15 protein-coding genes and 1 pseudogene are annotated in these 23,423 nt (G+C 66.0%); 6 read left to right on the top strand and 10 right to left on the bottom strand.

Annotation, left to right across the window (positions count from 1 at the left end):
• From RT424_RS19720 to RT424_RS19710, 3 genes and pseudogenes are all read left to right on the top strand, one after another.
• Window positions 1-275: pseudogene (locus RT424_RS19720) on the top strand (DNA recombination/repair protein RecA); the annotation flags it as partial.
• 342 nt (window positions 276-617) lie between these two features.
• Window positions 618-3,278: an alanine--tRNA ligase gene (gene alaS / locus RT424_RS19715; protein ID WP_313441727.1), complete on the top strand. Its 2,661-nt coding sequence runs from the start codon at window positions 618-620 to the stop codon at window positions 3,276-3,278.
• 143 nt (window positions 3,279-3,421) lie between these two features.
• Entirely contained in the window at window positions 3,422-4,369 is a 948-nt protein-coding gene (locus RT424_RS19710) for a glutaminase (protein ID WP_313441725.1), read from the top strand.
• A gap of 17 nt (window positions 4,370-4,386) precedes the next feature.
• On the opposite strand, the gene RT424_RS19705 is transcribed toward RT424_RS19710, so the two are convergent.
• Window positions 4,387-6,168 carry a cation:proton antiporter gene (locus RT424_RS19705; RefSeq protein WP_313441723.1) on the bottom strand — a complete coding sequence of 594 codons (1,782 nt, stop codon included), beginning with the start codon at window positions 6,166-6,168 and terminating at the stop codon, window positions 4,387-4,389.
• A 168-nt stretch (window positions 6,169-6,336) separates the two neighbouring features.
• Between RT424_RS19705 and RT424_RS19700 the strand changes: the two genes are divergently transcribed.
• The 3 genes from RT424_RS19700 (at window position 6,337) to RT424_RS19690 (ending at window position 10,816) form a co-directional block, all read left to right on the top strand.
• Window positions 6,337-7,131 (top strand): outer membrane protein assembly factor BamD, encoded by a 795-nt coding sequence (locus RT424_RS19700; protein ID WP_313441721.1) that lies wholly within the window; start codon window positions 6,337-6,339, stop codon window positions 7,129-7,131.
• A gap of 117 nt (window positions 7,132-7,248) precedes the next feature.
• Window positions 7,249-8,910 carry a DNA repair protein RecN gene (gene recN, locus RT424_RS19695; protein WP_313441718.1) on the top strand — a complete coding sequence of 554 codons (1,662 nt, stop codon included), beginning with the start codon at window positions 7,249-7,251 and terminating at the stop codon, window positions 8,908-8,910.
• Window positions 8,911-9,163: 253 nt separating this feature from the next.
• Window positions 9,164-10,816, top strand: coding sequence for a dipeptidyl-peptidase 3 family protein (locus RT424_RS19690; protein ID WP_313441716.1), 1,653 nt, complete (start codon window positions 9,164-9,166; stop codon window positions 10,814-10,816).
• Between the two features lie 23 nt (window positions 10,817-10,839).
• Here the strand turns inward: RT424_RS19690 and RT424_RS19685 are convergent, their stop codons facing one another.
• From RT424_RS19685 to mdh, 9 genes are all read right to left on the bottom strand, one after another.
• Window positions 10,840-11,829: a zinc-binding alcohol dehydrogenase family protein gene (locus RT424_RS19685; protein ID WP_313441714.1), complete on the bottom strand. Its 990-nt coding sequence runs from the start codon at window positions 11,827-11,829 to the stop codon at window positions 10,840-10,842.
• 115 nt (window positions 11,830-11,944) lie between these two features.
• Entirely contained in the window at window positions 11,945-13,474 is a 1,530-nt protein-coding gene (locus tag RT424_RS19680; RefSeq protein WP_313441712.1) for a DUF4403 family protein, read from the bottom strand.
• A gap of 75 nt (window positions 13,475-13,549) precedes the next feature.
• Window positions 13,550-14,326 (bottom strand): TorF family putative porin, encoded by a 777-nt coding sequence (locus tag RT424_RS19675; RefSeq protein ID WP_313441710.1) that lies wholly within the window; start codon window positions 14,324-14,326, stop codon window positions 13,550-13,552.
• A 20-nt stretch (window positions 14,327-14,346) separates the two neighbouring features.
• On the bottom strand, window positions 14,347-14,787 hold the full coding sequence (locus RT424_RS19670) for a hypothetical protein (protein ID WP_313441708.1): 441 nt from the start codon (window positions 14,785-14,787) through the stop codon (window positions 14,347-14,349).
• A gap of 206 nt (window positions 14,788-14,993) precedes the next feature.
• Window positions 14,994-16,394 (bottom strand): dihydrolipoyl dehydrogenase, encoded by a 1,401-nt coding sequence (gene lpdA, locus RT424_RS19665; protein WP_313441706.1) that lies wholly within the window; start codon window positions 16,392-16,394, stop codon window positions 14,994-14,996.
• A gap of 117 nt (window positions 16,395-16,511) precedes the next feature.
• Window positions 16,512-17,738 (bottom strand): 2-oxoglutarate dehydrogenase complex dihydrolipoyllysine-residue succinyltransferase, encoded by a 1,227-nt coding sequence (gene odhB, locus RT424_RS19660; protein WP_313441704.1) that lies wholly within the window; start codon window positions 17,736-17,738, stop codon window positions 16,512-16,514.
• Window positions 17,739-17,746: 8 nt separating this feature from the next.
• Entirely contained in the window at window positions 17,747-20,596 is a 2,850-nt protein-coding gene (locus RT424_RS19655; protein ID WP_313441702.1) for a 2-oxoglutarate dehydrogenase E1 component, read from the bottom strand.
• A gap of 188 nt (window positions 20,597-20,784) precedes the next feature.
• On the bottom strand, window positions 20,785-21,675 hold the full coding sequence (gene sucD, locus RT424_RS19650) for a succinate--CoA ligase subunit alpha (protein ID WP_132261868.1): 891 nt from the start codon (window positions 21,673-21,675) through the stop codon (window positions 20,785-20,787).
• 168 nt (window positions 21,676-21,843) lie between these two features.
• The gene (mdh, locus tag RT424_RS19645) at window positions 21,844-22,806 is read right to left on the bottom strand and encodes a malate dehydrogenase (RefSeq protein WP_313441699.1); all 963 of its coding nucleotides are present in this window, start codon (window positions 22,804-22,806) and stop codon (window positions 21,844-21,846) included.
• Between the last annotated feature and the right edge of the window lie 617 nt (window positions 22,807-23,423).

Raw genomic sequence — 23,423 nt, 5'->3', positions numbered from 1 at the left:
TCAAGCAGGTCGAATTCGACATCATGTATGGCGAGGGCATTTCCAAGATCGGCGAAATCCTCGATCTCGGCGTCAAGGCCGGGATCGTGGAAAAGTCGGGTGCCTGGTTCAGCTACGATTCGATCCGCATCGGCCAGGGCCGTGAGAATGCGAAGAACTATCTGAAGGAAAACACCGAGGTTGCCGACCGCCTCGAAAAGGCAATCCGCGCACAGACCGCGGGCCTTGCCGAAGAAATGATGGTCGGCCCCTCGGCGGAAGACGACACCGAGTAAGTCCGGGCCGAACAAGTCTGCGTGTCCCCGCAGAACGAAGAAAACCCCGGCCATCGCGCCGGGGTTTTTGTTTAAGCTGCGACTTGGCAAAACCGTCGTCCCGGACTTGATCCGGGACCGCTGGCAAATCTTGAGGCACGAACTATAGCGCGGGGCGCCTCGCCGAGCGATGGGCTGTTCACGGCCAGCGGTCCCGGATCAAGTCCGGGCCGACGCACGCAGCCAAAACCCGTGGCACACATGCAACACCGCCAGATTGGCTGCGCTTATCGCGAAAACCGAACAGTCTGACTGCAGCAAGCCGCTTGCCGCCGCCGCGTCGCTGGATTATCGGCGCGGACTATGCACACGACCAACGAAATCCGCCGGTCCTTCCTCGACTATTTCGCCAGCAATGGTCACGAGGCCGTTCAGTCCGCGCCGCTCGTTCCTTACAACGACCCGACGCTGATGTTCGTGAATGCCGGCATGGTGCCGTTCAAGAACGTGTTCACGGGTCTTGAAACGCCCTTCGCGCCGCGCGCCACCTCCTCGCAGAAGTGCGTCCGCGCCGGCGGCAAGCACAACGATCTCGACAACGTCGGCTACACCGCCCGGCACCACACCTTCTTCGAAATGCTGGGGAATTTCTCCTTCGGCGACTATTTCAAGGAACAGGCGATCACCCACGCCTGGACCCTGCTGACGAAGGAATGGGGCCTCCCGGTCGATAAGCTTTTGGTCACCGTCTACCATACGGACGACGAAGCCTTCGAACTCTGGAAGAAGATCGCCGGCCTGCCGGAATCGAAGATCATCCGCATCCCGACGAAGGACAACTTCTGGGCGATGGGCGACGAAGGCCCCTGCGGTCCGTGCTCGGAAATCTTCTTCGACCACGGCGACCACATCTGGGGCGGCCCTCCGGGATCGCCGGAAGAGGACGGCGACCGCTTCATCGAAATCTGGAACCTCGTGTTCATGCAGTTCGAGCAGTCGGCGGGCGAAATCGTCGGCAACCTGCCCAAGCCCTCGATCGACACCGGCATGGGCCTCGAGCGCATCTCGGCGGTCATGCAGGGCGTGCACGATAACTACGATATCGACACGTTCAAGGCGCTGATCTCGGCATCCGAAAGCCTGACCGGCGTTGCCGCCGAAGGCGAGCAGCGCGCCAGTCACCGCGTGATCGCGGATCACTTGCGCTCGACCAGCTTCCTGCTGGCCGACGGCGTGCTGCCGTCGAACGAAGGCCGCGGTTACGTCCTGCGCCGCATCATGCGCCGCGCCATGCGCCATGCCCACCTGCTGGGTGCGAAGGATCCGCTGATGCACCGCCTGGTGCCCGCGCTCGTGGCCGAAATGGGCCAGGCCTATCCGGAACTCGGCCGCGCCCAGCCGCTGATCGAGGAAACGCTCGAGCGCGAGGAAGTGCAGTTCCGCCGCACCCTGGCCAACGGCCTCAAGCTGCTCGACGAAGCTACCGGTGGCATGGGTGAGGGCGGAGAGCTGCCCGGCGAGACCGCGTTCAAGCTCTACGACACCTTCGGCTTCCCTTACGATCTCACCGAGGACGCGCTGCGTTCGCGCGGCATCGCCGTGGACCGTGCCGGTTTCGACGCCGCCATGGCCCAGCAGAAGGCGGCCGCCCGCGCCGCATGGAAGGGCTCCGGCCAGGCTGCCGACAGTGAAGTCTGGTTCGACATCGCCGAGCGTGAAGGTGCCAGCGAGTTCACCGGCTATGCCTCGACCACCGGCGAAGGCCAGGTCGTGGCGCTTGTGAAGGACGGCAAGGAAGTCCAGTCCGCTACCGCCGGCGAAGACGTCGTGGTGCTCACCAACCAGACGCCGTTCTATGGCGAATCGGGCGGTCAGGAAGGCGATCGCGGCACGATTGCCGGCGCCAACGGCCTGAAGATCGTCGTCACCGACACCTCGAAGCCGCTCGGCCGCCTTCACGCCATGAGCGGTACGGTCGAGGCCGGGACGATCAAGGTGGGCGATGCCGTCAACCTCACGGTCGATGTCGAGCGCCGCGATGCGGTGCGCGCCAACCACTCGGCCACGCACTTGCTTCACGCCGCGCTGCGCAACCGCCTGGGCGATCACGTCACCCAGAAGGGCTCGCTGGTCGCCGCCGAGCGCCTGCGCTTCGACTTCTCGCATCCCAAGGCGCTCGACGCCGAGGACATCGCGGCCATCGAAGCCGAAGTGAACGCGGAGATTCGGGCCAACGATCCGGTGCTTACCCGCCTCATGACGCCCGACGACGCGATCGGCGCCGGCGCCATGGCGCTGTTCGGCGAAAAGTACGGCGATGAAGTGCGCGTGCTCTCGATGGGCCGCAGCGCCAAGACGGAAGCGGGCGAGCGCAACTATTCGGTCGAGCTTTGCGGCGGCACCCACGTGCGCGCCACCGGCGACATCGGCGTTTTCCGCATCGTTTCGGAAAGCGCGGTCTCTTCTGGCGTGCGCCGCATCGAGGCGCTGACCGGCGAAGGCGCCCGCCAGTGGCTCGTGGCCCGCGAGGAAGCACTCAAGGGTGCCGCCAGCGCGCTGCGCACCACGCCGGAGGACGTCGAGGCCCGCGTTGCCGCGCTGCTCGAAGAGCGCCGCAAGCTGGAACGCGAACTGGCCGAAGCGAAGAAGGCGCTTGCCCTCGGCGGCGGCGGGGCCAAGGCCGAAAGCGCCGACGAGGACGTGAACGGCGTGAAGTTCTCGGGCCAGGTTCTCGAGGGGCTCGATCCCAAAGAACTGCGTGGACTGCTCGATCAGGCCAAGCAACGGATGGGCTCGGGCGTGGCCGCGATCGTCGCGGTGAACGAGGGCAAGGCCTCTATCGCAGCGGCCGTGACGGAGGATCTCACCGGCACGATCAGCGCCGTCGATCTCGTCCGCAAGGGCGTCGAAACGCTGGGCGGCAAGGGCGGTGGCGGCCGGGCCGACATGGCCCAGGGTGGCGGTCCCGACGGCGACAAGGCTGCGGATGCGATTGCTGCCGTGAAGGCGGTTCTGGCGGGGTGAATTGTCCGTCGTCCCGGACTTGATCCGGGACCGCTGGCAATTCTTTAGACGATAGCTTGAGGCAGGGCGCCTTGCCGCTAGGTGGGCTGTTCACGGCCAGCGGTCCCGGATCGAGTCCGGGACGACGTAATGGGGCACCGTCTATGTCGTCGATCGCCGTCATCGTCAGCGAAGTAGCCGAGGAAATGCGCGCGGTTGGCAGCCGGGGCAAAGTTGCGGACTACATCGCCCCGCTGGCGCAAGTGCCGCTCGACAAGTTCGGTCTGGCGGTGGTCATGGCCGATGGGGCCGTGCATACGGCGGGTGACGCGGACGAGGCGTTTTCGATACAGTCGATCTCCAAGGTCTTCGCGCTGACCTTGGTTTTGGGCGCCGTGGGCGACCAGTTATGGGCGCGCGTGGGGCGCGAACCTTCGGGAAGTGCCTTCAACTCGATCGTCCAGTTGGAGACCGAGCACGGAATTCCGCGCAATCCCTTTATCAACGCGGGCGCCATCGTCGTGACCGATGTCCTGCTGGGACGCCTGCAACCGCGCGAGGCGATCGGACAGATGCTGCGTTTCGTCCGCGAACTGGCGGGTGACGACAGCATCGCCATCGACGAGCGGGTGGCCGCCGCCGAGCGCGAGACGGGCTTTCGCAACCGCGCGCTCGCCAACTACATGCGCGCCTTCGGCACGATCCACGGCGATGTTGAACTTGTTCTGGGCACCTATTTCCATTTCTGCGCCCTGGCGATGAGCTGTCGCCAGCTGGCGCTCGCGGGGCGCTATCTGATGAACGGCGGGCGTTCGGGTGGAGGCGGGGCAGACAGCCACCGGGTGATCAGCGAGAAACGGGCACGGCGCATCAATGCGCTGATGATGTCCTGCGGGCATTACGACAACTCGGGCGACTTCGCCTATCGCATCGGCCTGCCCGGGAAGTCCGGGGTGGGCGGCGGTATCTTGGCGGTGGCGCCGGGAATTGCCAGCGTGGCCGTATGGTCGCCCGGGCTCAACGAAAGCGGCAATTCCCAGCTTGGCCAGATGGCGCTGGAGCGGCTCGTTCAGCGCACCGGATGGTCGGTGTTCGAGCCCCGCCCAGCCTGATTGCCTCGGCTGAGCGCCTAGGCTTTTTCCGGCTCGCGCAGCTGGCTCGATTTTAGCGCCGGCTTCTGGGACAATCCGCCCTGCTGCATGATCTGCTCGCGGAATTCATCCCGCTTTTCGTGGATCGAGGCGATCACCGGGCCCATGGCGACGCCGATCTCGGTGAGCGCGGCTTCGGAAAGTTGCAGCGAGCTTTCGAGCGTTTCGGGCACGGCGTGCGTGGCCCCGGCCCGGTAGAGCACGGCGGCGTGCTCGGCATCGCGGGCGCGGGCGATGATCGGCAGGTCGGGGAAATCGGCGCGCAGCTTGCGGACGATGCGCTGTGCCGTCACCGGCTCATCCATGGTCAGGATCACCGCCGCCGCGCCCGCCGCGCCGAAGCGCAGCATGGCATCGCCGCGACCGGCGTCTCCGAAGGCGACCGTGTAGCCGTGGCGGCGGCCATCGGTGACGAGGTCGGTATTGCTGTCCACCGCGATGTAGGGGCGGCCGTGGCGCGCCAGCATGTCTGCCACGAGCCTCCCGACCCGGCCGAAACCGACGATCAGCACCCGCGGCTTGTCGGGCGCTTCGGCGGGCTGGTGCGCCGCCTCCACGCTGTCCACCTGTCGGGCAAGGACTTTGCCGATCATCGAGAGCAGGGGTGTGACCGTCAGGCCGAGCGCGGTCACGATCTGCCAGAACATGGCGGTGCCGGGCTGGATGAGCTGTGCGGCGCCGGCGGCGCTCAGCACGATCAGGGTGGTTTCCGAGGGGCTCGACATGAGAATGCCGGTTTCGGTCGCGGTGCCGCGGCGGGCGCCCATCATGCGCAGCAGCAGTCCGGTTACCGTGGACTTGAGCAGGATCACGCCGACCGTGGCGATCAGGATCGACGCCAGGTTTTCCCACACGATTCGCAAGTCGATGCTCATGCCTATGGTGATCAGGAACACCCCGAGTGCGAGGCCCTTGAACGGCTCGATGATCTGCTCGACTTCGGTGTGATATTCGGTCTCCGCGATCAGCAGGCCGGCGACGAGGGCGCCGACGATCGGGGACAGGCCGGTGGCGCCGGTCGCCAGCGAGGCGAGGATAACCACCAGCAGGCTGGCCGCCAGGAACAGTTCCGGGCTCTTGGTGCGGGCCGCCTGGGCGAACAGTGGCGGCAGCAGGTAGCGGCCAAGCACTAGCAGCGCCGTGATCACCAGGGTGCCCCAGACCAGCGTATGGATCAGGCCGTCCATCCCCGCGCCCTTGGCGTGGGGGGCGAGCGCGCCGAGCAGGAAGATGATCGGCACCAGCGCGATATCCTCGAACAGCAGCATCGCCAGGGCGGCGTGGCCGACCGGGGTGGTGGTGTCCGTCATCTTCAGCACCAGCGCGGTGGACGAGAGCGCGAGCGCCAGACCCAGCGCCATGGCCCCGGAGAAGCCCTGGCCGATGGCGGCGAAGAAGAAGGTGAGCGCGCTGCCGGTCAGGATCAGTTCCAGCGATCCCAGCCCGAAGACGAATCTTCGCATCGCCCACAATCGCCCGAAGGAGAGTTCCAGGCCGATCGAGAACAGTAGCAGGATGATGCCGAATTCGGCGAATATCTCCAGCCCGTCTGGATCGGTGATGGTTACCCAGGACAGCCACGGCGTGTCGAACACCAGCCGGCCCAGGCCGAACGGGCCGACCAGCAGGCCGACGAGGATGAAGCCGATGACCGGGGTGATGCGGAATCGGTTGAACACGGGAATCACGATGCCCGCCGCGCCGAGGATCACGAGCGCGTCGGACATGACGGGGGAAGAGAGTGCGTTGCTGCCGGCCATTGTCCGCCGACTATGGCAGGCGGAGCGCGCCGCACAATGGCGAAGCGGGCCTATTCCCGAGTATTTCTGCGCGGGGCGACGCGTGAATCCCGCCGCGCTCACCGCTAATGTGTATCGACGCGCAACTTCACTTGGCGTTCAGCAAAGCGCTGGCTATAGACCGGCCCCATGTTCGAACGCTCGCGCTTCAAGATCGCCCTTACCGCCGCCGCCACCGGGGCGCTCGTATTGACCGCCGGATGTGCCGGGCGTGGGGGCGGAGCCAAGGACACGGCCTACGTCGCGCGCGATGTCGACACGCTCTATGCCGCCGCGCAGCAACGCCTGAACGAAGGGCGCACCCGGCAGGCCGCCGCGCTGTTCGACGAGGTGGAGCGCCAGCACCCCTATTCGCCCTGGGCCCGTCGCGCCCAGCTGATGAGCGCGTTCAGCTACTATGCCGCGCGCGACTATACCAAGTCGATCCAGTCGGCGCAGCGCTTCCTGTCGATCCATCCCGGCAACAAGGACGCGCCTTACGCCTACTACCTGATCGCGATCTGCTATTACGAGCAGATCAGCGACGTCACGCGCGACCAGAAGACCACCGAGCAGGCCAAGCAGGCCCTGACCGACGTGATGCGCCGCTATCCGAACACGCCTTATGCCTCGGACGCCAAGCTGAAGATCGACCTCGTCAACGATCACCTCGCGGGCAAGGAAATGACCATCGGTCGTGGTTATGAGAACAGCGGCAAGTGGCTGGCGGCAACGCTGCGCTTCCGCAACGTGGTCGACAATTTCCAGACCACCAGCCATGCGCCCGAAGCGCTGTTCCGTCTGGTGGAAGGCTACCTTGCGCTCGGCGTGCCCGAGGAAGCGCAGAAGGCCGCCGCCGTGCTCGAACACAACTATCCGGACAGCAAGTGGTACGATCGTGCCTACAAGCTGATGAACAAGAACGCGCCGCAGAACCTCTCCTGAGGCCTTTCGTAGCGCCTCGCGGCAGGTCCGGAAGGTCTGCCGCGAGGCGCCGGTCCGGCAGGGGCGCATGAAGAGGCGTGACGGGCGGCCCGGTTTTCGCTAGAACGGATCGCGAACATGCTGAACCGCCTCTCCATCCGCAACATCGTGCTGATCGAAGCGCTCGACCTGGATTTCGCCAGGGGGCTGGGCGTTCTCACCGGCGAAACCGGCGCGGGCAAGTCGATCCTGCTCGATGCGCTGGGCCTGGTGATCGGCAATCGCGCCGATAGCGGGCTGGTTCGCGCCGGGGAATCCCGCGCCACGGTAACCGCCAGTTTCGAATTTTCCGAACTGCCGGGGAACCTCCGGGCCGTGCTCGATGATGCCGATATCGACATCGAACCGGGCGAGCCGCTGATCCTCAAGCGCCAGCTCAAGGCCGATGGCGGCAGCCGTGCCTTCCTCAACGACCAGCCGGTGGGCGTCGCCCTGCTGCGCGAGATCGCGCCCGCGCTGGTCGAGATCCACGGCCAGCACGACGATCGCGGCCTCGTCAATTCGCGCGGCCACCGCGCCTTGCTCGACCGTTTTGCCGGGGGCGACGTCGCCGGGGTCGAGGCGGCCTGGAAGACCTGGCGGGCGGCGCAGAACGCGCTCGATACCGCCCGGGCACAAGTCGCCAAGGCGGCCGAGGACCAGGACCTGCTGCTGGCGCATCTTGCCGAACTCGATGCGCTGGCGCCGGCGGAAGGCGAAGAAGAAGAACTCGCCCAGGCCCGCGCCGGAATGCAGAAGGGCGAGAAGCTCTCGGACGATCTCGTGGCGCTCCAGCATCTCTGGACCGGATCCGATTCGGCGCTCGCCACCCTGCGCGGCGCCTCGCGCAGGCTCGACCGGATAGCCGGGGAGCACCCGCTGCTGGCCGAGGCACTGGAAGCGCTCGACCGCGCGGTGATCGAGGCGAGCGAGGCGGAAGACCGGCTCGACCGCGCCGCCGAGGCGCTGGCCTTCGACCCCGATGAGCTTGACCGCATCGAAACCCGCCTGTTCGACCTTCGCGCCGCCGCACGCAAGCAGGGCTGCCAGGTGGATGACCTGCCCGAGAAGATGCGCGAGATGCGCAGCGCGCTCGACGCCATCGAAGGCGGCGAGGAACATGTGGCCGGGCTGGAACGCGCCGCGCAGAAGGCCGCGCTGGTCTATCGCGAGCAGGCGGAGGCATTGCACGACTTGCGCCGCGCTGCCGCCAAGCGGCTCGACAAGGCGGTCGCCGCCGAACTCGCGCCGCTCAAGCTCGATGCCGCGCGGTTCCAGACTTCGGTGATCCGCCTGCCCGAGGAGCGCTGGAATGCGCAGGGCATGGATGCGGTGGAATTCCTCATCAGCACCAATCCCGGCGCCGACTTCGCGCCTCTGGCCAAGATCGCCTCGGGCGGCGAACTCTCGCGCTTCATCCTCGCGCTGAAGGTGGCGCTGGCGGAAGAGGGCGGCGCGGCGACGGTGATCTTCGACGAGATCGACCGCGGCGTGGGCGGCGCGGTGGCCAGCGCCATCGGCGAGCGCCTGGCGCGGCTTGCCTCGGAAGGGCAGCTTCTTGCCGTCACCCACAGCCCGCAGGTCGCGGCGCGCGGGCGGCGGCATTACATGATCGCCAAGTCCAGCGAAGGCACCGTCACGCGGACCTCGGTGGCGCTGCTCGACGAGGGCGAGCGCAAGGAAGAGATCGCGCGGATGCTTTCCGGGGCCGAGGTGACGGCCGAGGCGCGGGCGCAGGCGGATCGGTTGTTGGAAGTCTAAAAAGGGGAAGACCGGGGGATGATCCCCCGGACCCTCGGAATGTCGGCGCCGCGCGCGACCTATCCGTAGTGCGCTCCTTGCGGCGCAGCCTATAGGTCTCCCGACGCAGCCATGGGCGCACGACGCGGTTGGTCCGCATGACCTCGACAGTCCTGGGGGTGCAGGGGGGCTATGCTCCCCTGCTTCTATCTTTCTTTCCCTAAACGAGAAGCCTAGGGTCCGGCCCAAGAAATCCCACCATACGGACCCGACCATGCCCCAGTTTCTCCTCGCCTCCGCGCTGCTCGCCGCGACCAGCCTCGTTTCCGTTCCGGCCCTTGCGGCTGAACCGGCCTACGACCTTGCCGCGCAGAAGGCGAAGCTGGCGACGATCCCGATGGAGGTGGAGACGAAGTTCCTCTCGGCCGAGGAGCGCGACGTGGTGAACCTGCTCATCAAGGCGTCCGACCTGATGAGCGAGGTCTATCTGCGCCAGCGCTATGCCGAGAATCCGCAGGTGCGCCGTGCGGTGTCGATGAACCGCCGCGCCGATCGCGATCTGCTGGTCGAGATGTTCGACCGCAATTTCGGCCCCTGGGACGAGCTGGCCGATCTCCACCCGTTCTGGGGCACTACGCCGATGCCGGAAGGCGCGGGGTTCTATCCGGAAGACCTGACTCGGGCCGATTTCGAGGCCTATCTTGCGGCTCATCCGGGTGAAAAGGCGGCGCTCACCAGCCCCTATACGGTGGTCCGCCGGGACGGCGCCAAGCTGGTCGCGGTGCCCTATTCGGTGGCTTACAGGGAATGGCTGGAGCCGGCGGCCAAGCTGCTGGATCAGGCGGCGGCGCGGACGAGCAATGCCAGCCTGAAGACCTTCCTCTCGCTGCGCGCCAAGGCCTTCCGCACGGACGACTACTACGAGAGCGAACTGGCGTGGATGGACCTGAAGGACACGCCGATCGAAGTCGCGATCGGGCCTTACGAGGTCTATACCGACCGGCTGATGGGCGCGAAGACTTCGTTCGAGAGCTTCGTGACGCTGAAGGATCCGGTCGAATCGGCTGCGCTCGCCAAGTACAAGAACTACTTGCGCGACATGGAGGCGAACCTGCCGATCGCGGAGGAGTACAAGAACTTCCAGCGCGGCTTCGAAAGCCCGATCGCCGTGGCCGAGCAGATTCGCGGCGGCGGCGACAATGTGCCGGGCCCGCAGACGGTGGCCTTCAACCTGCCCAACGACGAGCGCGTGCGCGAGGCCAAGGGCGCGAAGAAGGTGATCCTCTCCAACGTGCTGGGCGCCAAGTTCGACCGTATCCTGAAGCCGATGGGCGCACTGGTGCTGGTGCCGTCGCAGGCGGCTCTGGTCGATCGCAAGTACATGCAGCTTGAGACGCTGTTCCACGAACTGTCGCACAGCCTGGGGCCGGGCACGATCGTCGTGAACGGCCAGACCACCACGGTGGACAAGGCGCTGAAGGAGCAGAATTCCGCGATCGAGGAGGCCAAGGCCGATGTCGCGGGCGTCTGGGATATCCTGCTGATGATGAAGAAGGGCGAAATCCCCGCTTCGGAACGCCCGCAGCTTTTCGCCACTTATGTCGCCGGCATTTTCCGTGCGGTGCGGTTCGGCGCGGTGGAGGCCCACGGCAAGGGCGCGGCGCTGCAATACGGCTATCTGCGCGACAAGGGCGCCTTCACTTACGACTCCGCGACGAAGCGCTACACTTACGACGACGCGAAGATGGAAGCGGGCCTGCGCGACCTGTTGCGTGACATGCTGATGCTTCAGGCGCGCGGCGACTATGAGGGCACCAAGACCTTCATGGCGCGCTGGGCGAAGCTCGATCCGGAAGCCGAAGACGTGATCGCCAGCATGGCGGACCTGCCGGTGGACATCCGCCCGGTCCATCCCGAGGCGATCTGAGGCCCGAAGCGATCTGACGCGCCCTACGGCCTCATCACGACATGGCCGAAAGGCTGGCCGTGCAGGATGAAGTCGTAGGCCTCGGCGGCTTCGCAGAGGGCGAACTCGTGCTCGATCGGGAGTTGCAGTTCGCCCTTGGCGATGCGGTCCATCATGACGCCGACCTGCGCGTGGACCGCGGGATCGTGCATGGGCGAAGCGGTCATGATCGGAAGGCGATCGAGTTCTGGTCCCGTTCCGTCCCTGCCATAGCCGTCGCGGCCGTAAGGCTGGTCGGCCAGGCTGTCGATCACCGAGAAGGCGGCATAGCGGCCTCCGGGGACCACCAGTCTCGCCAGATCTGCCGTACGTTCCCCGGCGCTGACGTCGAACACGAAATCGACCCCCCGGCCCTGCGTCAGTTCCAGGCACCGGGCCATCACGTCGTCCCGGGTGGCGCTGAGGATTTCGGTTAGGCCGATCTTGCGCAGACGGTCGCGGCACGCCGGATCGCGGGCGATGCCGATCACCGTGGCTCCGGTTTCCAGCGCCAGTTGCACGGTCATAAGGCCGAGGCTGCTGGTGACGTGGTTGATCAGGATGGTCTCGCCCGCGCGTAGCCGGCCCCGGTTGCAGAGCGTATCCCGGGTTGCGGCAAGCGTGAAGGGCGCGGCGGCGGCGGAGCCGGGGTCGAGCCCTTCGGGCAGAAGCCAGGTGGACGCTTCCGGCGCGACGAACAGCTCCGCATGGCTGCCGCAAGCGTGATAGGCGACCACGCGGTCTCCGGCGCGGAAGCGCGTTACCTGTGCGCCGATGCCCTCGACCGTGCCGCTCGCCTGGCAGCCGACGATCCCGCCCGGTGGCGGCTTGGCCATACCATGTCGGTAGAGCGCCAGGTTGATCAGGTCGATCGCTTCGATGGAAACCAGTTCGACACGAACCAGCACCATGTCGTCCGCGAGTTCGGGCTCGGGCGCCGTGCCGAATGTCAGCAGCGGGCCATCTTCGATCCCGGAGCAAAATACGGCGTTCAAGCGATCCCCACGTGCGACTGATGGAACTAATTTGTTAGGCAACTGTGTATAAAATCGTTTGCACGTCAAGGGTGTTCGGCATCGCCGGAATCCCGTTTTGAAGCGCGCCTGCGCCTCAGGGCACCGGTCGCACCTCGATCGAGGCGGTTCCCTGGGCGGTCACGGGCAGATAGAGGCCCCGGCCGCTGGCCTGGATGCGGCCGGTCTCGGCGTGACGCACGTGTGCGCGGATCATGAACGCGCCTTCGCGCTTGTCGTCGATGGCGCGGGCGATCTTCCCGAGCAGCTCCTGATAGTCCTTTTCGAAATTCTGCCCCAGCGCCGATGCCAGCGTGCCCGACAATCCGGGCGTGTTGGCCAGACGCAGGAGCAGATCGCCGCCCACCGCGTCGGTGGTGCCGCTGACATGGAAGTCCGCGAAATCGATCTTGCGCGAGTTCTCGACATTGACCGGCATCGCCGTCATCCACACCGTTCCCCGCGCAGGCTTTACCCGGCCCGCCTTGTCGCGCGCAGTGAAGGTAACCCCCACGGCGATCCGGTGCCCGGTGGTGCCGTAGATCGTGGCCTTGCTGAAGTCCGCGATGATCGGGCCAAGATGCGGCACCTCGAAGGGCCGCTGCGCGCGCTTGCGCAAGGCGCGCATCAGCACCGGCTCCAACTGCCGATAATCCGCGATCACCGGGATGAAGAATGCAAGCCGTCCTGCCTCTTCCTCAAGCGGGCGAACCGGGGGGAGGGGGCGGGGCGCGGGATCGGCCGGTCGCTCGCCGATGAAGGTTTCGGTCCGCGCCTTGAGGCCGAGCCGCAGCAGCAGGTGATTACCGCGCAGGTCGTAGCCGCCGTACTGCAACTCCTCCGGCGTCACCCGCATCCAGACCGGCGGGTTTTTCTCGTTCAGCAGCAGCGAGGTGAAGGCCGAGGCCCAGGCCCGCTCGATCTGCGGGCGCAGTTCCATCCGCGCGAGATGGCCGGGCAAGGTCCGTTCCAGGCGCGCGATCACCGGCTTCAGGTGTTCGTCCGCCTTGTCGGTGAAATCGATGCGCTGGCCCAGGAAATCGAGATGGGGCGTGTTCGTCCAGTCGTAGCGAATGTCGACGGTGCCGCGCGGAGACCAGTCCCGACCGAGGGCAAGGCGCACCGTGGCATGGGCCAGAGCATCGGCGGTGGCCGTTTCCCGCTTCAGGATGCCGCCGATGTCCTCGGCGCGGACGACGGCATGCAGCGGCATGCTCATGACGATATCGCGGCCCTTGCCGACGAACCGCAGCGGACCGCGGGTCACTTCGCCGATGATGCGGCACTTGATGGTGGGTGTCTTGAGCTTGACGAAGGCCAGTTTGACCTTCTTGGACGCGACGCAAGGGGTTTCCGGCCGATCGATCGCCCAGAGCCGTCGCGGGATTTCCTTTTCCAGCGCGGCGGCAAGGCCGGTCACGTCGGCATGGATGGGAACGGTGATGAGCGAGGACTGGGGCTCGATCGCGATGGCGTCGTCGGCCCTTGGGGGCGGCTTGTCCAGCGTGTCGCGTTTACATCCGGCCGTCGCGAAGGCCAGCAGCAGCGGCGGAAGAAGAAAGCGCGCGGCGGATCGGGTCGCCCGAATGGTCTTGCCGCCTTCGCGGCAGGCGCTTTCTGTCTTCATGACGTGAATGCCCCGGATATGTCCCGTTTGGAGAGGGACAATACCCGAGACATCGCCTGGTTCCAATCGGCGGCGTCAGGGGGTGAAGCGCAGATAGGCGGCGAGGCGGGAGCCGGTGTCGCGATCGACATAGCGGCCGGGGGCAAGATCGTCTCCGACCGAAGTGCCGGTATAGCGCAGGCCTAGGGCGAGCCGATCCATCTGGTGCTCGACGCCCAGATAATAGTCCCAGTAACTGCCGTCGGGGCGCAAGCGGCGCACGCGCTCGGCGGCGAGTGCGTCGCCGCGCGTGGAGCCGGTGCTGTAGCCGCCGCCGCCGTAGAGGGTCAGCGCGGTGGTCGGGATCGACATGGCGATATTGCCTTCGAGGTAGAGATTGCTGCCGCCGATCGCCTTTTGCGAGGGGGCATAGCTTGCGCCCAGTGCCAGTTGCGCCGGGCCGATCGCGTAGGACAGCGTCGATTTCGCCTCTGCATAGCTGAGCCCGGCGCCGCCCACGAAGACATGGCCGGTGGCGCCGGCCGAAAGGGTCCAGCCGCCGCTCGACAGCAGCATGATTTCCGGCGCGACCTCAAGCCCGAGATCGGCGCCGCCGTGCCGGGGGCTGTCGCGCAAAGTCGCGGCGCCAAAATCGACGGTCACGCTGTGGGACAGGGGCAGGGTGGCGTCGAGCGACATGGCCGGCTTGCCGTCGCTCCAGCTGAGACCGCGCTCGCGCAAGTCGGTAGCGGCTTCGATCGAGACGCTGGGCGACGCGGTCTGTGCCAGAGCGGGGGGGGAGGCAAGGATGGCGGTTGCCAGACAGGCTGCGACGGCGGCCGGGAAGGCCGCCGGAATCAGATAACGGTTCATGCGCCGGCGTGTAGCCTGTTTCAGTTCACCGCGAAATCGCGCGCGGCGTCGATCGCCGCCAGAGTGTCGTGATGATCCGCCGAGGCGAGTTCGCGGACATGGGCGCCGATCGCGTCGGACTTGGCGGCGACCAGTTGCGCGCCTTCGTCCCCACCCTTGCGGCAGTCGCCGGGATGGTTCTGCGTGAAGCTGCGCGTTTCCGGCAGGCGCGTCGCGATCGCGCGGCTGCCGCTGGCGGGCTGGATCCGGCGTTCTACGCTGACTTCGGCAGTGACGACGCAGCGGCGCGAACTGGGGCGCGTGCCTTGCGAAATGCCGATCGCCTTCGAGCTGGTCTCCACATGGGTGACGTAGTCCACGGCATAGCTGGCGCCGCGATGGTCGATCTGCACGCTGTGGGCGGGGGCGGCGCCCGAAGCGAGAGCGGCAGTTGCTGCGGCGGTCAGGGCAAGGAAGCTCACGTCTTACATCCTCTCGTAGTGCCTAAAAGTTAGGCAGTTTTTGCTCAATTGTTGAGCAAAAGAGGTAGCGATCATTTATGTCTGTCGCGTTTCCCGCCGTTGAAGTTCCCTGTCCGCGCAGCATAACGACGATGGGCACAACGCAGAAAGGCCGGCGGTGCTTTCGCGCCGCCGGCCTTCTCTTGTCCTGCGAAGGACGCCGCCGATCAGATGTGGATCGGCTTGCCGAGTACGGCCATGGCCGCTTCCTTGATCGCTTCCGAATGGGTCGGGTGCGCGTGGCAGGTGTAGGCGATGTCTTCCGAGGTCGCGCCGAATTCCATGGCCTGCGCGGCCTGGCCGATCATCGTGCCCGCCACCGAGGCGATGCACCACACGCCGAGGACGCGGTCGGTCTCGGCATCGGCGATCACCTTCACGAAGCCGTCCGGCTCGTGGTTGGTCTTGGCGCGCGAGTTGGCGAGAATCGGGAACTTGCCGACCTTGATGGCGCCGCGTTCCTTGGCGGCTTCCTCGGTAAGGCCGACGCCCGCGAATTCCGGCTGGGTATAGACCACGCCCGGGATCACGTCATGGTTCACGATGCCGGTCAGGCCCGCGATGTTCTCGGCCACGGCGATGCCTTCGTCTTCGGCCTTGTGGGCAAGCATCGGGCCGGGGATCACGTCGCCGATGGCCCAGACGCCGTCCACCTTGGTGGCGAAGTCGTGGTCGGTCTCGATCTGCGCGCGGGCGTTCAGTTCGAGACCGATGTTGCCGAGGCCGAGGCCTTCGGTGTTGGGACGGCGGCCGATCGAAACCAGCACGACGTCGGCTTCGATGACTTCCGCGTCACCACCCTTGGCGGGTTCGACGGTGACCTTGGCGGTCTTGCCCTCAACGGTCACGCCGGTGACCTTGGTGCCGAGCTTCAGGGTCATGCCCTGCTTCTTGAAGATCTTGCCGGCTTCACGGCGCACTTCGCCGTCCATGCCCGGCAGGAGCTGGTCGAGGAACTCGACGACGGTGACTTCCGCACCGAGACGGCGCCAGACCGAACCGAGTTCGAGGCCGATCACGCCGCCGCCGATGACGACCATCTTCTTGGGCACGGCCTTCAGTTCGAGCGCGCCGGTGGAGTCCACCACCACGCCGCCGGCATTGTCGATCTCGACGCCCGGAAGCGGGGTGACCGAGGAACCGGTGGCGATCACGATGTTCTTGGCGGTCACGGTCTTGCCGGCCACTTCGACGCTGTGCGCGTCCTTGAACTGGGCGTAGCCCTTCAGCCAGTCGATCTTGTTCTTCTTGAACAGGAATTCGATGCCGCCGGTCAGGCCCTTCACCGCGTCGAGGCGCTGGCCCTGCATGGTGTCGAGGTCCAGCTCGGGCGTGACCTTGATGCCCATCTTGGCCATCGAGCCGCCTTCCTTCGCCGCTTCGAAGTATTCCGAAGCGTGAAGCAGGGCCTTCGAGGGGATGCAGCCGACGTTGAGGCAGGTGCCGCCCAGCGTCTCGCGGCCTTCGGCGCAGGCGGTCTTCAGACCGAGCTGCGCGGCGCGGATCGCTGCGACATAGCCGCCAGGGCCGGCACCGATGACAAGGACGTCGTAATCGTAATCAGCCATTGTTCAGGCCTCCGTACGCTCGTGCTTCGCACTGTTCAGGGCACGAGCGGAAAATAGTCATTTCGGCTCAAGTGAAAACCCCGCCCGACCGGATCGGGGTGGGCGGGGTTTTTCAACTCAGAGGTCGATGAGGAGACGGGTGGGATCCTCGATCGCTTCCTTGATGGTCTTGAGCGCGGTGACCGCCTCGCGGCCGTCGATGATGCGGTGGTCGTAGGACAGCGCGATGTACATCATCGGGCGGATCACGATCTCGCCGTTACGCACCACGGCGCGGTCCTCGATGCGGTGCAGGCCGAGCACGGCCGACTGCGGCGGGTTGATGATCGGGGTCGACATCAGGCCGCCGAACACACCGCCGTTCGAGATGGTGAAGGTGCCGCCGGTCATGTCGGCCATGGTCAGCGTGCCTTCCTTGGCCTTCTTGCCGAATTCGGCAATGGCCTTCTCGATGCCCGCGAAGCCCAGCTTGTCGCAGTCCTTGACGACCGGAACGACGAGGCCGTTCGGGGCCGAGACGGCGACCGAGATGTCGACGTAGTCGTGGTAGACGATCTCGTCACCGTCGATCTGAGCGTTGACGGCCGGGATGTCCTTGAGCGCAAGGACCGAAGCCTTGGCGAAGAACGACATGAAGCCCAGCTTGATGCCGTGCTTCTTCTGGAACACGTCCTTGTACTTCTCACGCGCCTCGATGACGGCCGACATGTCGACGTCGTTGAAGGTGGTGAGAAGCGCGGCGTTGTCCTGGGCGGACTTCAGGCGCTTGGCGATGGTCTGGCGCAGGCGCGTCATCTTGACGCGTTCCTCGCTGCGTGCGGCCGGAGCGGCGGCAGCCGAGGCGGCGGCAGGCGACGACGCGGGCTTGTTCTTGGCCGCTTCGAGGACGTCGTCCTTGGTGATGCGGCCGTCCTTGCCGGTGCCCTTGATGGTGGCCGGGTCGATGCCGTGTTCCAGGATCGCGCGGCGCACGGCCGGCGAAAGGACCGACGAACCCGCCGAACCTTCATCTGCCGAAGCGGCAGCTGCGGCAGGGGCGGGAGCGACGGCGGCAGCGGCCGGAGCCGGAGCGGCGGCGGCTGCCTTCGGAGCCGCGGCACCGCCGGTGCCTTCTTCGATCGTGGCGATCAGCGCGCCGACGACGACGGTGTCGCCTTCCTTGGCGATCTGCTGACCCATGACGCCCGCGTGGGGCGCCATGACGTCGATCGCGACCTTGTCGGTTTCGAGGCTGGCGATGGGCTCGTCAGCGGCAACGGCTTCGCCGGGCTGCTTCAGCCACTGGCCGATGGTGGCTTCGGCGACGGATTCCCCAAGGACGGGGACCTTGACTTCGGTGGTCATGATTTATCTCAAGCCTTCTGCTTGCGACGGAGTTCGGAACGAACGGAAAGATGCAGCGCGTCTGCAACCAGCGCGGCCTGTTCGGCAACGTGGCGCTTGGCGAGGCCGGTGGCAGGCGAGGCCGAGGCATTGCGGCCGGCGTAGCGCGGACGCGGCTGGGCCGCTCCGGCTTCCTTGGCGGCAGCCTCGATCTGCGATTCGACGAAGAACCAGGAACCGTTGTTCTGCGGTTCTTCCTGACACCACACGACCTCTTCGAGGTTCGGCATGCGCGCCAGGCGCTGGGCCAGCGGCTCGCCCGGGAAGGGGTAGAGCTGCTCGATGCGGATGATCTGGGTATCGTCGATCTCGGCGGCATCGCGGGCTTCGAGCAGGTCGTAGAAGACCTTGCCCGAGCACAGGATGACCTTCTTGGTCGCGGCGTCTTCCGAGCCCTTGGGGTCGGACAGGATGCGCGAGAAGGTGCCGCCGGTGAACTCCGACGCGGCCGACTTCGCCAGCGGGTGGCGGAGCAGCGACTTCGGGGTCATGATGATCAGCGGCTTGCGGAACGGACGGTGCATCTGACGGCGCAGAACGTGGAAGTAGTTCGCGGGCGTCGTGATGTTGCAGACCTGGATGTTGTCCTGCGCGCAGAGTTGCAGGTACCGTTCCAGACGGGCCGACGAGTGCTCCGGTCCCTGGCCTTCGTAGCCGTGGGGCAGCAGCATGACGAGGCCGTTGGCGCGCAGCCACTTGGACTCGGCCGAGGCGACGTACTGGTCGATGATGATCTGCGCACCGTTGGCGAAGTCGCCGAACTGGGCTTCCCAGAGCACCAGCGTCTTCGGATCGGCGCTGGCGAAGCCGTACTCGAAGCCGAGCACGCCATATTCCGACAGCGTCGAGTTCAGCACTTCGAAGCGGCCGTGGGGCAGGGTGGTCAGCGGCGTGTACTTGCGCTCGTCCGTCTGGTCGACCCAGACCGAGTGACGCTGCGAGAAGGTGCCGCGTTCGCAGTCCTGGCCCGAGAGGCGCACGTTGTAGCCTTCGGTGACGAGGCTGCCGAAAGCGAGCGCTTCCGCCGTCGCCCAGTCGAAGCCTTCGCCCGACTTGAACATCTCTTCCTTGGCCGAGAGCACGCGGGCCAGCGTCTTGTGGACGGTCAGGCCTTCGGGAACCGTGGTCAGGGTACGGCCGAGGCTGTCGAACAGCTTGTTCTCGATCGTGGTATCGACGTTGCGGCGCGCGGTTTCGGGATCGGCGGGCTTATGGAAGCCGCTCCACTGGCCCGAGAACCAGTCGGCCTGGTTGGCCTTGTAGGTCTTGGCCGCCTCGAACTGGTCTTCGAGATGGGCGGTGAAATCCGCTTCCGTCTGCGTCAGGAACGTGTCGTCGATGACGCCTTCCTGCTTCAGGCGATCGCCGTAAATCTTGCTGACCGGCGGGTGCTGGCGGATCTTCTGGTACATCAGCGGCTGCGTGAAGCCGGGCTCGTCGCCTTCGTTATGGCCGAAGCGGCGATAGCACCACATATCGATCACGATGTCGCGGCCGAAGGTCTGGCGATAGTCGATCGCCAGCTTGCAGGCGAAGGTAACGGCAGCCGGATCGTCGCCGTTGACGTGCAGGATCGGCGCCTGGACGCCCTTGGCCACGTCCGACGGGTACGGCGAGTTGCGCGCGAACTGCGGGCTCGTCGTGAAGCCGATCTGGTTGTTGATGATGAAGTGGATGCAACCGCCGGTGTTGTAGCCCTTCACGCCCGAGAGGCCGAAGCACTCCCAGATGATGCCCTGGCCGGCGAAGGCCGCGTCACCGTGGATGAGGACCGGCAGCACCTGCTTGTGCTTGGCACCGGGGCCGATATCGTCGCCGATGTCGTCGGCGATGGTCTGGTAGGCGCGGACCTTGCCGAGCACGACCGGGTCGACGGTTTCGAGGTGCGACGGGTTCGGCATCAGGCTCATGTGGACCTTGATACCGTCGAACTCACGGTCGGCCGAAGTGCCGAGGTGGTACTTCACGTCGCCCGAGCCGCCCACGTCTTCCGGGTTGGCGGTGCCGCCCGAGAATTCGTGGAAGATCACCTTGTAGGGCTTGGCAAGGACGTTCGCGAGCACGTTCAGGCGGCCGCGGTGGGCCATGCCATACACGATTTCCTTGACGCCCAGCGTGCCGCCGTACTTGATCACGGCTTCGAGCGCCGGGATCATGGCTTCGCCGCCGTCTAGGCCGAAGCGCTTGGTGCCGACGTACTTCTTGCCGAGGAACTTCTCGTACTGCTCACCGCGGACGACGGCCTGAAGGATCGCCTTCTTGCCCTCGGGGGTGAACTCGATTTCCTTGTCGGCGCCTTCCATGCGCTCCTGGAGGAAACGGCGTTCCTCGACATCGGCGATGTGCATGTATTCGAGGCCGACCTTGCCGCAATAGTTCGCGCGCAGGATCTGCACGATCTCGCGGACGGTCGTCCACTCCAGGCCGAGCGCGCCACCGACGTAGACCGGACGGTCCTGCGCGGCGCCTACGAAGCCGTGGTATTCGGGCGTGAGGTCAGCGGGAAGCTGGCGCTGGTTGAGGCCGAGCGGGTCGAGTTCGGCAGCCAGGTGACCGCGCACGCGATATGTGCGGATCAGCATCATGGCGCGGATTGCGTCGGCCGCGGCTTCGTCTATGCGGGACTGGTCGACCTTCTGGCCGCCCTTTGCCGCTGCTTTCTCGATCTTGATCTTGAGCGCGCTGGGGTCGAGGCCCTGGGTCAGGTCGTCCTCGAATTCCGCTCCTACGAGCGGCCAGTTCTTGCGCTGCCAGCTCGGGCCGGCCTGCGGGCCGTCGAGGGCCTCATCGGGGGTGAAGTCGAAACTTTCGTCGCCCATCGGGTGTCACCTTTTGTCGCGCCGGAAAACGGCCGGCGCTACCAAGCTAAATAGTGCGTTCGATGGTCCCGAGGGAGAGGAGGGGCCGTTTCGTTCGCATGTGCGTCCGGCATCTCGAACGTGCCGGATCGCCTGTGGGGCCCGTGGCGGCGCAAATCCGAAGATTCGCGCCGCCCGCGGGTATGGGGTCAGGCGAGTTCCTTGAGGACTTCCACAAGGGTTTCACCCAGAAGCGACGGCGAGGCGGAGACGCGGATGCCCGCTTCTTCCATCGCCGCGATCTTGTCCTCGGCGCCGCCCTGGCCGCCCGACACGATCGCGCCGGCGTGGCCCATGCGGCGGCCCGGAGGCGCCGTGCGACCGGCGATGAAGCCCGCCATGGGCTTCTTGCGGCCGCGCTTGGCTTCGTCCTTGAGGAACTGGGCCGCTTCTTCTTCGGCGCTGCCGCCGATTTCGCCGATCATGATGATCGACTTGGTTTCGTCGTCGGCCAGGAACAGTTCCAGGACGTCGATGAAGTTGGTGCCGTTGACCGGGTCGCCGCCGATGCCGACTGCGGTGGTCTGGCCCAGGCCTGCGTTGGTGGTCTGGAACACGGCTTCATAGGTGAGCGTGCCCGAACGCGAGACGACGCCGACCGAACCCTTGGAGAAGATGCTGCCGGGCATGATGCCGATCTTGCATTCGCCGGGGGTCAGGACGCCGGGGCAGTTCGGACCGATCAGGCGCGACTTCGAGCCCGAAAGGGCGCGCTTCACGCGGACCATGTCGAGAACCGGGATACCCTCGGTGATCGCGACGATCAGTTCCATCTCGGCGTCGATCGCTTCCAGGATCGAGTCGGCCGCGAACGGCGGCGGAACGTAGATGCAGGTGGCGGTCGCACCGGTCGCGGCCTTGGCTTCGGCGACGGTGTTGTAGTTCGGCAGACCGATGTGGGTCGTGCCGCCCTTGCCGGGAGTCACGCCGGCGACCATCTGCGTACCGTACGCAAGGGCCTGTTCGGTGTGGAAGGTGCCGGTGGCACCGGTCATACCCTGGGTAATGACCTTGGTGTTCTTGTTGACGAGAATGGACATAGGGAATCCTAATTCCTGTTCCTGGTGTAGGCCGATTCCGGCTTGGGAAGCGCCTTGGCGCAAATTCCGCGAAGTGCAACCGTCCAGATCGTAAAATCAACGGCCGGATAGGCCGAAGCCCCGCCCGCCCCGTCGAATTACGGGGCGGGCGGGGCCGTCTAGTTCGGATCAGGCCAGGGTGCCGTCGATGCCCTTGCAGGCGACCAGCAGTTCCTTGACCGCGTCGACCGAGACCTGGAGGTTGGTCTTGGCTTCGTCGTCCAGTTCGATTTCGACGATTTCCTCGACGCCGCCCGCGCCGATTACTGCGGGCACGCCGACGTAGAGGCCGTCAACGCCGTACTGGCCGTCGACATAGGCGGCGATCGGCAGGATGCGCTTCTGGTCGTTCAGGTAGGCTTCGGCCATGGCGATGCCCGAGGCGGCAGGCGCGTAGAAGGCCGAGCCGGTCTTGAGCAGGCCGACGATCTCGCCGCCGCCCGAACGGGTGCGCTGCACGATCGCGTCGATCTTTTCCTGGGTGGTGCGGCCCTGCTTGATGAGGTCCGGAACCGGGATGCCGTTGACGGTCGAGTACTGCACGACCGGCACCATGGTGTCGCCGTGGCCGCCGAGCACGAAGGTGTTCACGTCGCGGATCGAGACGCCGAATTCCCAGGCGAGGAAGGTCGAGAAGCGGGCCGAGTCGAGCACGCCGGCCATGCCGACGACCTTGTTGTGGGGAAGGCCCGAGAATTCGCGCAGCGCCCAGACCATCGCGTCGAGCGGGTTGGTGATGCAGATCACGAATGCGTCGGGCGCGTTGGCAGCGATGCCTTCGCCGACGGCCTTCATCACCTTGAGGTTGATGCCGAGCAGGTCGTCGCGGCTCATGCCCGGCTTGCGGGCGACACCGGCGGTGACGATGATCACGTCTGCGCCGGCAATGTCCGCGTAGTCGTTGGTGCCGGTGATCTTGGCGTCGAAGCCTTCAACGGGGCCGCACTGCGACAGGTCCAGCGCCTTGCCCTGGGGCAGGCCTTCAGCCACGTCGAAGAGGACGATATCGCCCAGTTCCTTCTGCGCGGCGAGGTGCGCGAGGGTGCCGCCGATGTTGCCGGCGCCGATGAGGGCAATCTTCTTACGAGCCATGATGCTTGCTTGTCCTTCCCAAAGGCGGGACCAACGGACGAAATGGCGGCCTGCGCTTGTCCCGCTGAGGCAGGTGCCGGTGTTCAATGTGGGGCGGCCTACGCCCCCCGAACCGACAATGCAACCGGGAAAAGCCCATGCGAAAGGCTCATATGTCGCTTTTTACTGATAATAGTTCGCAATTGCAATAAGCCATGCGAGTGCGCGGAAAACGCTGCCCGAAACGAGGGTTTCGGCCTCTTTTACGCAATCGGCACAGCGCAGATTGCATCCGCTGCATGCCGCTTCGAGTCTCTCGCACGCGCCGATGACCGGCAAGCGTCAGCTTATGCGAGTCGCCCCGAGCAAAGGGCAGGCGGTCGCGCCGGAAGAGTACGCAAGGCTATTGTAGAGGCTGGACGCTAACGGTGGGTGTCGCTGGTCTTGCGGAATGTTTCCCAAGGCTGGAGTTGTCCGTGCCCCCGCTTCCGCCGAGGGGTCAGCCGTTGCCGATGCGGTGCGCGAAGGCGTCGGCCATGCGGCGGTCGAGCTGGCGGCAGATCGCGATCCACCAGGTGCATGCGGCGTCGTCCCCGGCCAGGCGCGCGGCGGCGGCATTGGCGCGGGCATGGGCGGCG

Source organism: Novosphingobium sp., assembly GCF_032093395.1.
In the GTDB taxonomy this organism is placed as follows: Bacteria; Pseudomonadota; Alphaproteobacteria; order Sphingomonadales; family Sphingomonadaceae; genus Novosphingobium.
The sequence above is the reverse complement of the archived record's forward strand: the minus strand, read 5'-3'. Positions and strand labels throughout refer to the sequence as shown.

What these genes read in the sequence shown, in the direction of transcription:
- RT424_RS19700 (WP_313441721.1), top strand. Translation starts at nt 6,337, where the DNA reads ATGTTCGAACGCTCGCGCTTCAAGATCGCCCTTACCGCCGCCGCCACC.
- recN (WP_313441718.1), top strand. Translation starts at nt 7,249, where the DNA reads ATGCTGAACCGCCTCTCCATCCGCAACATCGTGCTGATCGAAGCGCTC.
- RT424_RS19705 (WP_313441723.1), bottom strand. Translation starts at nt 6,168, where the DNA reads ATGGCCGGCAGCAACGCACTCTCTTCCCCCGTCATGTCCGACGCGCTC.
- RT424_RS19710 (WP_313441725.1), top strand. Translation starts at nt 3,422, where the DNA reads ATGTCGTCGATCGCCGTCATCGTCAGCGAAGTAGCCGAGGAAATGCGC.
- mdh (WP_313441699.1), bottom strand. Translation starts at nt 22,806, where the DNA reads ATGGCTCGTAAGAAGATTGCCCTCATCGGCGCCGGCAACATCGGCGGC.
- RT424_RS19655 (WP_313441702.1), bottom strand. Translation starts at nt 20,596, where the DNA reads ATGGGCGACGAAAGTTTCGACTTCACCCCCGATGAGGCCCTCGACGGC.
- lpdA (WP_313441706.1), bottom strand. Translation starts at nt 16,394, where the DNA reads ATGGCTGATTACGATTACGACGTCCTTGTCATCGGTGCCGGCCCTGGC.
- RT424_RS19680 (WP_313441712.1), bottom strand. Translation starts at nt 13,474, where the DNA reads ATGAAGACAGAAAGCGCCTGCCGCGAAGGCGGCAAGACCATTCGGGCG.
- sucD (WP_132261868.1), bottom strand. Translation starts at nt 21,675, where the DNA reads ATGTCCATTCTCGTCAACAAGAACACCAAGGTCATTACCCAGGGTATG.
- odhB (WP_313441704.1), bottom strand. Translation starts at nt 17,738, where the DNA reads ATGACCACCGAAGTCAAGGTCCCCGTCCTTGGGGAATCCGTCGCCGAA.
- RT424_RS19690 (WP_313441716.1), top strand. Translation starts at nt 9,164, where the DNA reads ATGCCCCAGTTTCTCCTCGCCTCCGCGCTGCTCGCCGCGACCAGCCTC.
- alaS (WP_313441727.1), top strand. Translation starts at nt 618, where the DNA reads ATGCACACGACCAACGAAATCCGCCGGTCCTTCCTCGACTATTTCGCC.
- RT424_RS19675 (WP_313441710.1), bottom strand. Translation starts at nt 14,326, where the DNA reads ATGAACCGTTATCTGATTCCGGCGGCCTTCCCGGCCGCCGTCGCAGCC.